This window comes from Leptospira ellinghausenii (assembly GCF_003114815.1).
Lineage (GTDB): Bacteria > Spirochaetota > Leptospiria > Leptospirales > Leptospiraceae > Leptospira_A > Leptospira_A ellinghausenii.
The window spans coordinates 317,606-331,745 of record NZ_BFAZ01000009.1 but is presented as its reverse complement, the minus strand read 5'-3'; the positions used below and the strand labels follow the sequence as shown (position 1 = coordinate 331,745).

13 protein-coding genes are annotated in these 14,140 nt (G+C 39.3%); 8 read left to right on the top strand and 5 right to left on the bottom strand.

Annotated features, from left to right (window positions below; translation table 11 throughout):
* Positions 1–107 precede the first annotated feature (107 nt).
* Both DI076_RS10025 and DI076_RS10020 read right to left on the bottom strand, forming a co-directional pair.
* The gene (locus DI076_RS10025) at positions 108–563 is read right to left on the bottom strand and encodes a putative lipoprotein (protein ID WP_245918365.1); all 456 of its coding nucleotides are present in this window, start codon (positions 561–563) and stop codon (positions 108–110) included.
* A 78-nt stretch (positions 564–641) separates the two neighbouring features.
* Positions 642–2,528, bottom strand: coding sequence for a glycoside hydrolase family 36 protein (locus tag DI076_RS10020; protein WP_108959762.1), 1,887 nt, complete (start codon positions 2,526–2,528; stop codon positions 642–644).
* A 54-nt stretch (positions 2,529–2,582) separates the two neighbouring features.
* On the opposite strand from DI076_RS10020, the gene DI076_RS10015 reads away from it, so the two are divergent.
* Both DI076_RS10015 and radA read left to right on the top strand, forming a co-directional pair.
* Entirely contained in the window at positions 2,583–3,221 is a 639-nt protein-coding gene (locus DI076_RS10015; RefSeq protein WP_100718397.1) for a ribonuclease D, read from the top strand.
* A complete protein-coding gene (gene radA, locus DI076_RS10010; RefSeq protein WP_108959761.1) occupies positions 3,221–4,588 on the top strand; it encodes a DNA repair protein RadA in 1,368 nt (455 codons plus the stop codon). The genes DI076_RS10015 and radA overlap by 1 nt, the downstream gene beginning before the upstream one ends.
* Positions 4,589–4,645: 57 nt before the next feature.
* Here the strand turns inward: radA and DI076_RS10005 are convergent, their stop codons facing one another.
* Positions 4,646–5,515, bottom strand: a complete 870-nt coding sequence (locus DI076_RS10005; RefSeq protein WP_108960902.1) for a polysaccharide lyase — start codon at positions 5,513–5,515, stop codon at positions 4,646–4,648.
* A gap of 220 nt (positions 5,516–5,735) precedes the next feature.
* Here DI076_RS10005 and DI076_RS10000 point away from each other — a divergent pair, with 220 nt between their 5' ends.
* From DI076_RS10000 to DI076_RS09985, 4 genes are all read left to right on the top strand, one after another.
* Complete coding sequence (locus tag DI076_RS10000) at positions 5,736–6,848, top strand: lipase family alpha/beta hydrolase (protein ID WP_108959760.1); 1,113 nt, start codon at positions 5,736–5,738, stop codon at positions 6,846–6,848.
* Positions 6,849–6,939: 91 nt separating this feature from the next.
* Complete coding sequence (locus tag DI076_RS09995) at positions 6,940–7,977, top strand: hypothetical protein (RefSeq protein WP_108959759.1); 1,038 nt, start codon at positions 6,940–6,942, stop codon at positions 7,975–7,977.
* Between the two features lie 113 nt (positions 7,978–8,090).
* Positions 8,091–9,002 carry an esterase/lipase family protein gene (locus DI076_RS09990; protein WP_108959758.1) on the top strand — a complete coding sequence of 304 codons (912 nt, stop codon included), beginning with the start codon at positions 8,091–8,093 and terminating at the stop codon, positions 9,000–9,002.
* Positions 9,003–9,123: 121 nt separating this feature from the next.
* Positions 9,124–10,146 (top strand): lipase secretion chaperone, encoded by a 1,023-nt coding sequence (locus tag DI076_RS09985; RefSeq protein WP_108959757.1) that lies wholly within the window; start codon positions 9,124–9,126, stop codon positions 10,144–10,146.
* 73 nt (positions 10,147–10,219) lie between these two features.
* On the opposite strand, the gene DI076_RS09980 is transcribed toward DI076_RS09985, so the two are convergent.
* On the bottom strand, positions 10,220–11,182 hold the full coding sequence (locus tag DI076_RS09980; RefSeq protein ID WP_108960901.1) for a putative glycoside hydrolase: 963 nt from the start codon (positions 11,180–11,182) through the stop codon (positions 10,220–10,222).
* 86 nt (positions 11,183–11,268) lie between these two features.
* Here DI076_RS09980 and DI076_RS09975 point away from each other — a divergent pair, with 86 nt between their 5' ends.
* Together DI076_RS09975 and DI076_RS09970 are read left to right on the top strand one after the other, a co-directional pair.
* Positions 11,269–11,832, top strand: a complete 564-nt coding sequence (locus tag DI076_RS09975; RefSeq protein WP_108959756.1) for a hypothetical protein — start codon at positions 11,269–11,271, stop codon at positions 11,830–11,832.
* Entirely contained in the window at positions 11,829–12,761 is a 933-nt protein-coding gene (locus tag DI076_RS09970) for a histone deacetylase family protein (RefSeq protein WP_108959755.1), read from the top strand. Before DI076_RS09975 ends, DI076_RS09970 begins: the two co-directional genes overlap by 4 nt.
* On the opposite strand, the gene DI076_RS09965 is transcribed toward DI076_RS09970, so the two are convergent.
* Complete coding sequence (locus DI076_RS09965) at positions 12,758–14,035, bottom strand: esterase/lipase family protein (RefSeq protein WP_108959754.1); 1,278 nt, start codon at positions 14,033–14,035, stop codon at positions 12,758–12,760. The genes DI076_RS09970 and DI076_RS09965 overlap by 4 nt on opposite strands.
* Between the last annotated feature and the right edge of the window lie 105 nt (positions 14,036–14,140).

Sequence of the window (14,140 nt, the reverse complement as noted above, 5' to 3'; positions counted from 1 at the left end):
ATTGGGTGTTGGTTTTGAACTTACGGGGAATGAAAGAGTGAAAAAAAGGCAGAAAAGGAAAAGAGTTTTTGAAAGGGCGGAAGACTTCCGCCCTAAAGAGAAGTGAATTATAGGTTGTATCCTTTTGAAACAAGTTTAGCAACGGTTACATTTTGCTTTGAAATGTCTTCTGTTACCAATTTCATTTCGGATGGAGAAAGGTTTGCTTGTTTTAAACCTTGTCCAATGGCAATGTAAGTAGATGGATTGGATCTCCATGCAACTACACCATGTTTTTTAGCAATCAAAGAGAGTTGGTTTTCTAATTCTTGTTTTTGGTTTTCGTAGCGAATTTGTAAGGCAACACTTGCAATGATATCTTCTTTGTATTCGTTCATTGCTTTTTCTTTTTCACTTTCAGAAATAGAAGAAATACTTTTTGAAATCGATTTTACAAGTGCAGAAGTAGAATCAGAAACTGAAACTCCTAAACGGCTAACACTTCCTGAAGCGGAATCTAAAATTGAACAATTGTTAACTGAAATGAACAATGCCATTGCAGATAACAACGTGAAAATTTTCATGGAACGCATAAAAAACCTCTTACGTCGGATTGCAAAGATTATAAGTTTTTTTCAAAACACGTCAATGAATTTTCTTTCCTAAACAGAAACCACAACAGAACCAAAAGCCGGTAAAGTTGTTTCAAAACCACCATCCACAGGTTGTAAGTCCACACGAGTGCCTGTCCAAAAGTCTAGGAATGGAGCTTTCGTTTTGACTCCTGGAGGGAGAGTGAACCTGACTGTTTTTTCTTCTTCTGTTGGATTCCAAATGCCTAAATAACCACCAGGGTTATAAAGTGCTAAAGGGAATTCATTTTCAAAGATCCCAATGGGGATGGGAGTGTATGCTTGGCATTCTCTGTTCAATTGGAAGGCTTTTTTTAAGAGGTCCAATCGATCGGTTTCCAATTTTGTCAAATCATCCGAAACAAGTAACATACCACCTGACACTGCCATGACGGAAGCCATCAGTTTTGTCTGAGCCTCGTTCATCTTGTTCTTTTTCTTTCGGACAAGTAAACAATCTGGATCATTGAGCCACAAATGCCTATGCATGGATGACCTTGTGATATCATTGATAAGAGCTTTTTTCGTACAAAGGGCATTTCGATCTTTTAAAAAGATTCGAATCTTCTCTGGATTCCAAAATGGAGCCACATCACAAGAAATTCGCATACCTTCAAAAAATCCAATAGATGGTAACATCGGTGCTCCACATCCCAATAGGAATGTGTTTTTCCCAACAATTTTACGAATGAGTTCTAATGCATTTTGGTAACGTGCTTGAGGGGAAAGTGTTTTGTTGTACACATCACCTGGAAGGAGCCCAGCATACAAAAAATCAAGTTTCAAGTAAGGATAACCCCATTCTTTCACAATTGTTGTGAATACTTTTTCTATATAGGCAAGGGCAGTGGGATGAGTGATGTCGAGTGCGTACGTATACCCGCGTCCCCAAAGTGGATTGTACAAAGCAGGAACAGGTTTTCCATTTTGGTCTTTGAGGATGGCTTCCGGATACTTACGAAAAAATTCTGATTTTTTTCTGACAAGGAATGGAGCAAGCCATATCCCAGGTTTGAGTCCAACTCGTTTGATTTCGTCTGCAAGGATCCTCATACCACCTGGAAATTTTTCATTGGGAATGAGCCAATCTCCAATTTCTTTTTGGTAACCATCATCTATTTGGAAAAACTCAAATGGTAAATTGAGTTCCCTAACTTTCGTTAAGTTATCCAAAATAGTTTTTTGGTCAATATTGGTATAATAGTAATACCAAGAACACCATCCCGTAGGTACTTTTTTCGGTAAATTGGTGGGGCCTTCTTTTTTACCAAGTTCCTCGAAGTATTTTAATAACTTAGTTTCAGGTGATCCTTTAAAAAACAGAACTTTGATTTTTGAAATATTGAGTTTTGCGTTTGGACGCAAATCCGGTAGGCAATGGATATCATAGACTACTTTAACGGAAGTTACATTCCCTTCGTTACCAAAGACCACTTCGAATTTCGTTCCAAATTCACCTGCTTCTAATGGTGCATATAAAACACCATTTTGGTTCTCTTGGTTATAAAGAAGAGTGAGGTATTCTGAGATAAATTTTCCCACTTTCGATTCATTTTTGGAATAAACATTCTCTTGGGAGTAATGTAGGAAAGATAATAAAGGTGGTCTATCTGTATCAGTACTTTCCACTTTTCTGGAAATGGACCACGACTGGTATCCATGTTGGAACATTTTGAATCCATTCCCAGAGGGGAGGTCAGTGAGTTCTAACTCGAGATGGTCGACAGAAAATCCAACCTCAGGCCTCGTACTCTCCCGCCAAATCAATTTGGGACTTAGGACAGTTCCCAATTTTGAGTCTTTTGTTGTTGTGAGTAAAAGTTCGAATTTTTTACATTCGGATTGGAAAACACCTGCTTTCACAGGGAGGAAATTGGATATGGTGACGGAATTATGAACTCTATATTGAATTTTCATCTTGGAAAAATCTATTTGATGATTTTGTTAGGGTGGTTTCCATAGTAAGCCATTATGACCCAAAAACGTTCAACTATAAAACCAGTCGTTTTACAAGGAGATCTGAACGAAGATTTTTTTGAAGCCTTTAAAAAAGATGACCGGTTAGCAGTCGATTGTGAGATGATGGGGCTCAATCCCAGAAGGGACAGGCTTTGTGTCGTTCAAATTTCCGATTCTAAAAATAAAGTCGCTTTAGTTCAAATCCTCCCTGGCCAAAAAGAAGCCCCTCATATCCAAAAATTATTCGAATCAAAAGACATTACCAAAATTTTCCATTTTGCTCGTATGGACATGACGTTCCTTCGCGCACGGCTTGGTATCAAAGTACAAAATGTATTTTGTACCAAAATCGCAAGTAAATTGGCACGCACTTATACCGATAAACACGGGTTAAAGGAACTGATTAGAGAGTTTTTTGAAGAGAACATTGACAAAAAAAACCAAAGTTCCGATTGGGGGAAAAAAATCCTCACCAAAGACCAAGTGGACTATGCTTCCACTGATGTACGTTTTTTGATCTCCCTCGAATCTATTTTGACCGAAATGATGATCCGTGAAAACAGGTTTGCTATTGCAGAAAAATGTTTCGGTTTTTTAGAAACACAAGTGGAACTTGATTTACTAGAAGTGTACAATCTCTTCGAACACTGATGGCAAAAAAACAACTCCCACAATACCAATGTAAGGCCTGCGGAGATATCTTTAGCAGGTGGGCAGGAAAATGCCCATCTTGTGGTGAATGGAACCAAATAGAAGAAACATCTAACACTTCCCAAGGAAGGTTCGATTCTCCCATCATCACAAAACCAAGGGACAGAAAGTACACAGAACCAAAGTCCATTGGTTCAATTGTAAGTGATGCCCACACAAGGACTCTCACTGGTTTTAGTGAACTTGATTTGGTACTCGGGGGCGGGATTGTTCCTGGCAGTTTGGTGTTAGTTGGTGGTGAACCAGGTGTTGGAAAGTCTACTCTGGTATTAGAAATTGCGAAAAACATCGCAAACCAAGGCACAGTTTTGTACATCTCGGGAGAAGAGTCAGCATCTCAAATTGGACTTCGTGCCAAACGGATGGGAGTAGATTCTAAAAATATCCTTCTTTCATCGGAAGTGTATGCAGAAAACATCTCACAAATGATTACGGATTTACAACCAAAAGTTGTTTTTATCGATTCCATCCAAACCATTTTAAAAGAAAGTCTTGTGAACCAAGCAGGAACCATCACACAACTCCGTGAGTCTTCCCAAGTTTTTTTAGAAACCGCCAAACGTACGTCAGTTCCCATTTTTCTCATTGGTCATATTACAAAAGAAGGCCAAATTGCAGGTCCAAAAGTTTTGGAACATTTGGTGGATACTGTATTGTACTTTGAAGGGGACAGATTTAATTATTATCGAATTTTACGAGCTGTCAAAAATCGATTTGGAGCAGTGGGAGACACTGCGATATTCGAAATGGTACTAGGTGGACTCAAACAGGTCCTCGATCGCCACCGATTATTCATCTCACCCGAAACTGAGGAAAGGTCAGGAAGTGTTTTATCTTCTGTGATGGAAGGATCTCGGGCCATCAGTGTTGAAGTACAAGCGCTTGTCACCAAATCAGCGTTTGGCCAAGCGAGACGTATGGCCGAAGGGCTTGATAACCGCCGAGTGATTTTACTTTCTGCAGTGATTGAAAAGTATTTGGGTCTTCCTCTTTCAGAGTCAGATATCTTTAGTAATTTAGCAGGTGGACTGAGTGTTGACGAACCAAGTTTAGACCTTGCGATCACAGCTTCGATTGTTTCTTCGTTTCGAGACAAACCCATCTCACGTGAAACAGGTTATTTGGGAGAAGTGGGACTCTCTGGTGAAGTTAGAAGTGTTGGCCAAATCAGTTTGCGCATCAAAGAACTCGCGGGAATTGGGATCAGTCATATATATATCCCTCATGGCAATTGGAAAGAAGTGGAAGGAATGTTTCCTTCCATCCAACTTTCTCCCATCAAACATTTACAAGAATTAGGTTTATAAAGCCATACCAACATTTTCTGAGATGAAACTGCGTCCTAATCTAAAGAAGAATTGATTCTATGGGCAAACACTTACTTCTTGGATCCGTAAATCATCATTATAAATGGAACCAGAACTCAAAGTAGGAGAGGCATACAATCCAAAATGTGCTTGTTCCAATACTCCACACCCACCCGCAACATTTGCTGTTGATACTAATGTTGTATCCACCCAAAGCTTTGCCATCCCACCTTGCGGAGAAAAATCCAAACAAGTTGTTAGTTTTTTCCATTGCCTTCGAGGAAAACTTAAGTTTGTGACTTGGTATGTATGGACATTTTGATTGTGAACTGGGACATGCATGAGGTATACATAATCACTCGCATCAATATTCACAAGAACCACCCTCCGCCATAAATCAGTGGGATCTGCTGAATACGTGGCAAAACTAAACCAATCTTGGTTACTTGTTAAATCCATGTCTAAATACACATACAATTCAATTAAAACGGGTGTTTTGAATCCACCTGACGGTAGTTTGTTTAGTTGAATCGTGGGATAACCTCTATGGTTACAATTTTGTGGATAAAAACAAGTAGGACCAAGTCCTGAAATGTTTGCTTTGTGTGAATAAGTTCCAGTTCTTTTTTGTTCCGTACTTTGTCCATGGGTAGCAACTGACTGGTAGGGGGATGGAACACTATAAAAGTTTGAGAACTCACTTGTGGATTCAAAACTGGTTTGGAAAATCCGTCCGTTTTGCGTTTTATTCAATTGTTCGCTTGTACAAATGATTGAAGTTGCTGCTTGGTAGGCTAGAGCTGTCCCGGCTAACAGATTTAAGGTTTCGTTATCCTTTTCTTTTTGGCATTGGAAAAAACTGAGACAAAAAATACAGGTGAGTCCCACACATTGTTGGAAACGATTTGGGTATCGAAAGGGTTTCACGCGACTTCTCCCACTCTCATGGACGGATCGAATCCATCCATTCCAACAGAATTGGGGATTCCCTTCAGGCATTTCCCGAGAATGTGTCCCAAATCTGTCAAAAAGGATAGCATAAGTACTAAATATGTCATGAAATATCAAAATGACCCAAAATTAACACAATTAACTTGACTTTTTTCCTACAACTGGAATACATCTGTAGATTGTTCAGAGGTGATTTATGAACTCTAAAAAGAAAAATCTTGTTTGCCTCCTCGCCCTTTTGTTGTTCACAACAGGGGTACATGCAGGCGCAAGAAAAACAGTATATCCAGTTGTGTTTGCACATGGATTGTCTGGATTCGACAACTTACTTGGATACTACTACTTTGGTAACGACTACGGTACCTTCGTGGGTGATCCATGTGACGAGTTTTTGGAAACAGCGTGTAACGGTAGCATTAGCTCCAGTCAAAAAGCGTTAGCAGCAAGTGTAACTCCCTTCCAATCTTCGGAAGTCAGAGGAACACAACTAGCAGATCGCATTCAAAACTATATGACCTCCACGGGAGCAACCAAAGTCAATATCATTGGTCACTCACAAGGTGGAATTGATGCAAGAAAAGCAGCTGCTGTTTTAAGAGCACGTTATGGTAGACAAGTTGTCCATGCTCTTATCTCCGTATCAAGTCCGCATAGAGGATCTCCTACTGCGAAGTACATCCTTGATTTAGGCCCTGGTGTTACTTCCGTTGTCAATGCACTGGCAAAACTTTTCGGAAACGCAATTTATGGTTCCGGAAATGATGGAATTGCAGCGGCAAAACAATTGGTTTATAACGACTATTCATCTACAGATGGGATCACCACTGGAATGAAGGCATTTAACACAAATTATAATGTGAACTCAAGTAATGCCGCATATTGGGGTTCTATCATCACAGCACAAGATAGCATCAACACAAACCCAGCATTGTACCTTCTGAAAGAAGGATTTTACAACATTGATGGTGATGGATATTGTGTAGATGATTGTGATAATGATGGTGCCGCTGGAAAAGGTGATGGCACTCGTGGTAACAATGACGATGACGGACTTGTTGGGATCAATTCACAACAAATGGGTGATCGTTTGCAATACAACGAATGTGCACTTTGTTTCGACTGGATTACCGTGAATACAAGCCTTGGTTATGTAAGTAACTTAAATGCTCCAACATCTGCACAAATGACTTCAAAGTCTTCTGTGGTGAGCCAAGACCATTTAGATGTGGTTGGTGTTCCACCAGATACATTTGATGAAGAAGAATTTTATGCTTCGATTTTAGATTTCATCGTCTCTAAAGGCGGTTAACAACCTCTTTGGCAGTAAGAACCAATCTTACTGCCAATTTCCTTTTTGTCCCAACATATCAAATTTCAAATTCCATTCATTCATTTAGAGTATGTTCCAAAATAAAAAAATTTTATACACAATCCTCACTTCTCTTATCGTTCTTTTCGTTGGTATTTTAGTTTTACGTCCAGGAAAAGATAAAAACCAAAAGGACTTTGAGTCACTTCTCAATGAAGGAAAAGTCGCCGAATCCATCGAACTTCCTAATTTACCCGAAGACTATGCTGATCATAAACTCATGGAGTACTCGATTGAAGAAATCGCAAGGATCCTCCAAGAGAAGTATGGCAAAAATATCGATAACCCTGCCGCCCAAATTGCCATGATAGAAGAGTTAATGAAAGACCTTCCTAAATTGTATCCAAATGATTGGGTGAAAGTTCTCAATCAAATTTTGGGTTACGCCTTCCCAGACAAAGCATTGGAATTACTTCGTATGTCGGAGAGTCTTTATAATTACAATCGTTTCAGAGAATCAAACATGAGTAAGGTGGGGCTCATGTCCGATGACGCTCGTCGGGCTATGATGTGGAAGGAAAGGTATCGCCTCTTTGGAGAAAAAGCCGACCAGATCTGGGCCATGGAAAAAAAGATGACTGTGATTGGAGACACACTCAAACGCATCAAAGAAAGCCCTGCAGGGAATTTGGATGCCAAACTTAGCAATTATGCACAAACCCTCAAGGAACAGTTTGGAAAAGAATACCCACGTCTTATGGAAAACAAACGCCAACAACTCACGGAAGGGTTTATGGTTTCTGTCCAAAAAGACCTGAAGGTGATGTCGTATGGAGAGAGGAAATCGGCCCTCCGAGAAATCCGCCAAACCATGGGAATGGACCAAGCGGCTCTCAACCGTTGGGATGCCCTCGAAGAAGAAAGAGAAAAAAACTGGCAAAACCAACAGAAGTATTCTGAGAAACGAAGCCAACTTTCGACCAAAAAAGGGGGAATGACGGCAGAAGATGAAAAACAATTGGATGCACTGAGGAAACAACTCTTTGGGGAAGAAGCTGATATCATCAAAAATGAGGAAGCGAGTGGCTATTACCGTGCCTCTGACGAACGCACCTACGGTGTAAATTAGGACCTTCCAGGAACACTGTTCCGAAACAATTGCCATAATTGTGCCATAAAGCGTTGACTTATGGCATTGGTATGGGTTAATTTAGCCAAAAACATAGAAAGTTCAGGTGAAATATGAAAAAGAAAATCGTAATCGGGTTTTTAGCGACCCTTCTCTCCTTCCCCACATCAGGTCTGTTTGCTGGTCCTTTGGATGGCCAATGCATCGCTCTTGTTCACGGGATTTTAGGATTTGACGACACTCAAGGACTCGCTGGTGGTCTCGTTAAGTATTGGGGAGGCCTTGATGGTTACCTCCGTAGCCAAGGCGCGAAAGTCACAACACCTGGAAGTTCTGCGACAAATTCCATTCCTGTTCGTGCAAGCCAAATCCAATCTGCAGTATCCACTTGGATGACAGCAAACGGTTGTTCTAAGGTACATTTGATGGGACACAGCCAAGGTGGTCTTGTGATCCGTTATATGGTGTCCAATCTTGGATTTGCTGGAAAAACACAAACGGTTACCACGATCAACTCCCTTCACCAAGGGGCACCAATGGCTGACATCGTTCTAGCAGCGATTCCTAGTTGGTTACAACCTTTTGCAAACTCAGCCCTCGGTTTACTTGCAAAACTAGTGTACCGTGACGGTCGTCCTCAAGATGCCATCGCAATGGGAAAATCTCTTACTGTGAGTTATGTAAAAACATTTAATGCAAATTCACCAAACAAATCTGGTATCAAATACTATTCTTACGGAAGCCAAATGGCATGGGCAGACCTCATCCAACACCCTGTTATGGCACTCACTCACCCGATCACTTGGGCAGGTGGATTGTTCTACGGGTTAGGTGGAGGAAATGATGGCGTGGTTCCATTGAATTCTCAAAAATGGGGAACTTGGAAAGGAACTCCTTCTTCTTATTGGTTTGCAACAGGAATTGACCACCTACAAGCAACGAACTTGGCATGGAGTGGACAAAACTTTTATGATGTGCAAGGACATTACTTAAACATCGCTAAAAACGCAAAAGCTGGATTATAATTTTCCACAAAGAGAAAAAGCCGATAGTACTACTGTCGGCTTTTTTATTGTACGCAAAATCCCAATCTTCCATCCTTCTTAAAATTTTAAATATTCCCCAAAGGTTTTTTCGTTACTACAAATGGATTTTAAAAAAATATTACTCGTTGTTATCCTCTTTCTCATTCTTTTCACCAGTTTACTTTTTTTTCTAAAACAATCAGACGACGGTGGGGTTTCCAAAAATTCTCTATCACCAGAAGAACAAATGGCAAATGACCGAATTTCCCCAATGGGTAATGGAGAAGGGTTTTGGGATGAGGCAATCTCTCCCTTTCGAGAAGACAGAACCAAACCTTATTTAGAGTTACTTGATGACCTTAAATCGGGTAAGATCAATTTTGTTTGGGAAGTGTGGGCCTTAAGACGTAAATGTAAACCTGATTTTACACCTGACCAGTGTAATGCGACTATCCTTGCCTATATTGATGCTGAATATGAATCCCCAGACAAAGAAAAAGTAAAAGATCTATTTGTTTCCTATTTTCGATATGAAGAAGAATACCGAAAGTGGGAACAACCAACGGACCTTCCATTTTTGGAGTTGTATGAAAAAATTAAATCCAAACGTAGAGAGGTTCTTTCTGATAAAGCAGACCTTATTTTTGGAATGGAAGAATCACAAGTTAGCTTTATGGAAGGTACAAATAATTTTATCAAACAATCAGCAAACCTTCCTGCTGATCTTCGTGTAAAACAGTTCGAAGAGTTTAAGAAAAGAACCTATGGGAACTACTATGATTCATTGGTTTCCAGAGAAGATAAATTTGATCATTACCAAATGGAAATGTCTCTTCGTGATAAAGAGTTTGCTACAATTTCGGACCCAAAAGAAAAAGAAAAATACCTGTTTAAGATTGAATCCAAATATTTTGGGAAAGAAAAAGCAGAGAATTTAGCGAGTGAACGTAAAAAAGAAACAAAACTTTCTGAATCAATTTCTTCCTACGAAACAAAAGAGAAGGAATTTTTAAAAGAAAATGCCAATCTTTCCCAAGCGGAGAAAGAGAAAAAATTGAAAGAACTGAGAATCCAAATGTTAGGATCAGAAGAAGAAGCAGATGCCTATTTAAGGAGAAAAAATATAGAGGAAGCAGGGAAATAACCCCACTTCCTTTTATTGTACCTTTGTAAGTTTGCTTCAGAATTCCTAGAGAAATCAATTTCCAAAAATGAAGTTATTCTTCGTTTTTGGATACTTTTGTGCTGTTAGGTGTTGGTTCCTTTTTATATTTTTCATATGCATTCATGGTTTCTAGGTATTCATTCCCTGCATTCCAAACAATAAAACCATGGCCTGCAGAATCTTTTGCCCCTTGCATCTGCACTTTGATATAGTCTGTATAACTCAACTTACTTGGACCTACCATCATATTAAAACCTTGTACCCAGGCTATAGCTTTGGTGCCTTGTTTGGCACGTTTTACAGTCAAATCGAGTCCATCTTTAATCGTTCCATATGGGTCAGCAACACGTTTCGTCAAACCGTAAAAATGAGAAGGATACAACATGGGATACAGACCATTCAATTCCTCACTAAACGGTTCTACTTTTTGCCCAATGATATCATTTTCAATGAAAGGAACCCTTCCAAAAATATCAGCAGACCACTTTGTATCACTCGGGCAACTGTCCTTTGTTTTTTCTTTGTGGTCTTTGATGATTCCTAAAATCGATTCATATCGTTTTTCATAACTCATACTAAAGTTAGTGCCACCGTCAGCATATCGAATGTAATCCAATTGAATTTCAGGGAATCCTAATTCACAAGCCTTACGAATTGATTTTTGGATGGAAGATACAAGGTTTGCATTAGGTGTTTTTTCTAGTAAACCACCTTCGAAGTTGACAACTCGTGCTACCATATAAATACCGAGTGCTTTTGCTTCTGCGACTTGTTCTGGGGTGGGTGGGTAAGGTTGCATATCGACTACAGCAGTATTCATTCCTGCATCTTTCATGACTTGGAAAAGTAAACTCCATCGTTTTTTATCTCGTATGGTTTTGGTATTGATGTAGAGCCCTTCTATAAATTCTGGTGGTTCCTGGATAGAACCCGATTTTTGTTGGCTTTTGGTGGAGGAGACCGACTGGCAGGAGACAAAAACAAATAAGAGTAGGAATGTGAATAATGGTTTCATAGTCGTTATGACAAGTTTTTCACACATGAAAGAAAATTCAAATCGAATCGATTGACGAAATTCCCTGACTCTCCCAAAATTTAGGCATGATTGAAATCACAAATGACTTCCAGATCAAATCCTATGGTCGGTTCCCAGAAGTTTTATCAGAACAAGCCCAATTTAAAGACCGAATGGTGGAAGTCTCAAAACTTTATAAATCAATGGGTGAGTCCTATCTCCAACATTTGGGTGATGATGCAAAAATCAGCGGTACTGAAAAAAAAGATCTAATCGAATATTTAGAAAACATTCTGATCGTCCTTGTGATGTTGCGGAAACTTGATTTTGCACAAACTGATGAGGAAGTTTACATCAGAAAGGATAGTGGTTTGTTTGAATTACGATTACGTTTTGGTGAAGGTGGGATTTGGGAAATCACAGGTGGAATCCGACCTGAATACAAAATGAAACAACGAGTGTTTAAGGATTGGTTTAACTCAAACTTCTCAAATGATATCAAAACATTTTATGCTGTATATGGAAATGCAGGATTGGACAAAACAATTTCTCCTAACGAAAAAATTCAAATCACAAAACAAATAGATCGGATTATCGCTGAGATCATTGAGATGATTGTTTATATCGAAAGGTTTATGTTATTCCAATGAAAACAGGCATCTCATTCCATTCCTCTTTTTTGGATCACAAAACTGGAACAGGTCATCCGGAAACCCATGTACGTTTAGAATCAATTTTAGAAAAAATTTCTGACTTACCTTTCCAATCTTTTGAATGGATAAAAACGTTTAAGGAAGCTCCTTTGTCATTAATTTCGATGATTCACGATCCAAATTACGTACATTTGGTGGGAAAGGTTTGTGAAGAAAAAGGATCTGGGTATTTGGATGGAGATACTGTTTTTTCACCAAATTCGTTTCAGGCGGCAAGTTTTGCAGTTGGGGCAGGTGTAACACTTGCGCAAGACATTTTAAATGGTAAATTGAAAAACGGTATGGCTCTTGTTCGGCCTCCAGGACATCATGCGGAAGCAGATCATGCGATGGGATTTTGTTTATTCAATAATATCGCAATCACAGCAAAATACCTTCAGACACAAGGGATCAAACGGATTTTGATTTTGGATTGGGACGTGCATCACGGAAATGGCACCCAACATCAGTTTTACGAAGATGACTCAGTTTATTTTGTATCTCTCCACCAATACCCTTTTTACCCAGGAACTGGTTCTTCGGAGGAGAAGGGAAGTGGGAAAGGTTTTGGAACCACCTTAAATTTGCCTATGGCACGAGGTGCCGAAGAAAAGGAATATTTAGACCAATTTCTAAAGGTCCATAAAGAGATGGAAACTTTCCAACCTGAATTTGTGTTGGTTTCAGCTGGGTTTGATGCCCACGTAAAAGACCCGTTAGCTGGCATGAACTTACATACATCTTCTTATGAAAAACTGACCGAAGAAGTGAAAAAAATTGCAAACACCTACTCTGCAGGTAAACTTTTATCGTTTTTGGAAGGTGGGTACGATTTCCAAGCACTTTCAGAATCTGTGAAAGTGCATTTGGAGGCTTTGGCAATTTAAACTTTTGGTGCCACACCAAATACTTCTTTCACCCAATGGATGAGGGGTCGCGAGCTAATGATGGAAAAATGGTTTTGTTTTTTTAATTCTAATGTACGAAGTGCAGGATTTGGTTTTTTATCGAACACTTTGTCCGTTAAGTAGGTTAGGCTTTTTTTCTCAACAATTCCATCACCTAAAAAATTCTGTAATGGATTCTCAGGGCCTTCCATGAGCGCATATGCTTGGTACACATCCAAATCATCCAATTCACCAAAATAAGTCTCTGCAAAGTATCCTGAGATTGTTTCCTTCCAACCTTTTTCTTCTTTTCGGATGAGACCAAACGATAAGTCTTTGATGGCATCACTTCGTAAATTACCAATCATTCCAATGATCTTTAAGGCAACGTTAGGACTTTTTTCAAATAAAAATCCTAACCAAAAGCCAATTTTTTCCAAATACGAACCTTTATTTGGTGATGCAACCAGTGTGATTTTTCCAAGCCTTGTAATCCAAGTTTTGTTTTCTAATTTTGCATGATACATACAGGATCGAAAAATCAAACAACCCAAACTATAACAGATGATATCTGGATGGATCTCTTTGTTTTCTTCGAAGAATACGTCAAGTAAGTGCATGAGTTTTTTTCCATTTTCATGGATGGGCAGACCATGGTTGTATCTGAGATAAAAAGAGAAGTATCCGCATTCCGCAAGTTCCGTAGCAAGGCCTGGAGATGTAATTTTCCTGTCCTTGTATTCGACAGTTTGTTCTTGCCAAACCGTTTCGTCCGTAAAAAGTCCCGGTAAAAATAAGACCGATTTTGATTTTCCCGAGTTTAGGTATTCTGAGATGGTTTCTTTTGCAGTGATGTCCTTTCCAAAGGTTCGAAAACTCATGTCAATTTTTGTGAGTTTGAATTTTTGGTTATGAGAACTTCCTAATATACTTGAGACCATCCGGTTATCGAACACCATATCATCACTTTTTTTGGCTGTGAGTTCTACTTTGAAGAGTGCTTTGTCAAAGGCTTGGTTTGTGAGTTCGATCGTTTTTTGGAATTCTTCATTGGATCGGATACCTTTGTCCTTCACTTGAACACCGAGTTTTTGGAGTGCTTCCCTCCATTCAGGTTTATAAAAAAAGGCATTGGATAAAAGATCCAAACCATCTCCCGTTTTGGACAAACTGCCATGGACTAAAAATTGAACTCCTTTGAGTAGCGAGTCTGTTGTTTTTTGGGTGAGGGATACGGTTTTGCCAGCAAGAGAATTGATAAGGATTTGGATCACGGTGGGAAAGTGTAATGGAATTTTCGAAGAAAGCGAGAAAAAAATACCGAAAGGAATTTGTTTTTAAAACTTGTTTTCGAATTGTTTTAAGTGGATCCAAAGACT

Coding starts and splice junctions, on each gene's coding strand:
- DI076_RS09990 (WP_108959758.1), top strand. CDS start 8,091: ATGAAAAAGAAAATCGTAATCGGGTTTTTAGCGACCCTTCTCTCCTTC.
- DI076_RS09995 (WP_108959759.1), top strand. CDS start 6,940: ATGTTCCAAAATAAAAAAATTTTATACACAATCCTCACTTCTCTTATC.
- DI076_RS10020 (WP_108959762.1), bottom strand. CDS start 2,528: ATGAAAATTCAATATAGAGTTCATAATTCCGTCACCATATCCAATTTC.
- DI076_RS09985 (WP_108959757.1), top strand. CDS start 9,124: ATGGATTTTAAAAAAATATTACTCGTTGTTATCCTCTTTCTCATTCTT.
- DI076_RS09975 (WP_108959756.1), top strand. CDS start 11,269: ATGATTGAAATCACAAATGACTTCCAGATCAAATCCTATGGTCGGTTC.
- DI076_RS10015 (WP_100718397.1), top strand. CDS start 2,583: ATGACCCAAAAACGTTCAACTATAAAACCAGTCGTTTTACAAGGAGAT.
- DI076_RS10000 (WP_108959760.1), top strand. CDS start 5,736: ATGAACTCTAAAAAGAAAAATCTTGTTTGCCTCCTCGCCCTTTTGTTG.
- DI076_RS10025 (WP_245918365.1), bottom strand. CDS start 563: ATGAAAATTTTCACGTTGTTATCTGCAATGGCATTGTTCATTTCAGTT.
- DI076_RS09980 (WP_108960901.1), bottom strand. CDS start 11,182: ATGAAACCATTATTCACATTCCTACTCTTATTTGTTTTTGTCTCCTGC.
- radA (WP_108959761.1), top strand. CDS start 3,221: ATGGCAAAAAAACAACTCCCACAATACCAATGTAAGGCCTGCGGAGAT.
- DI076_RS09970 (WP_108959755.1), top strand. CDS start 11,829: ATGAAAACAGGCATCTCATTCCATTCCTCTTTTTTGGATCACAAAACT.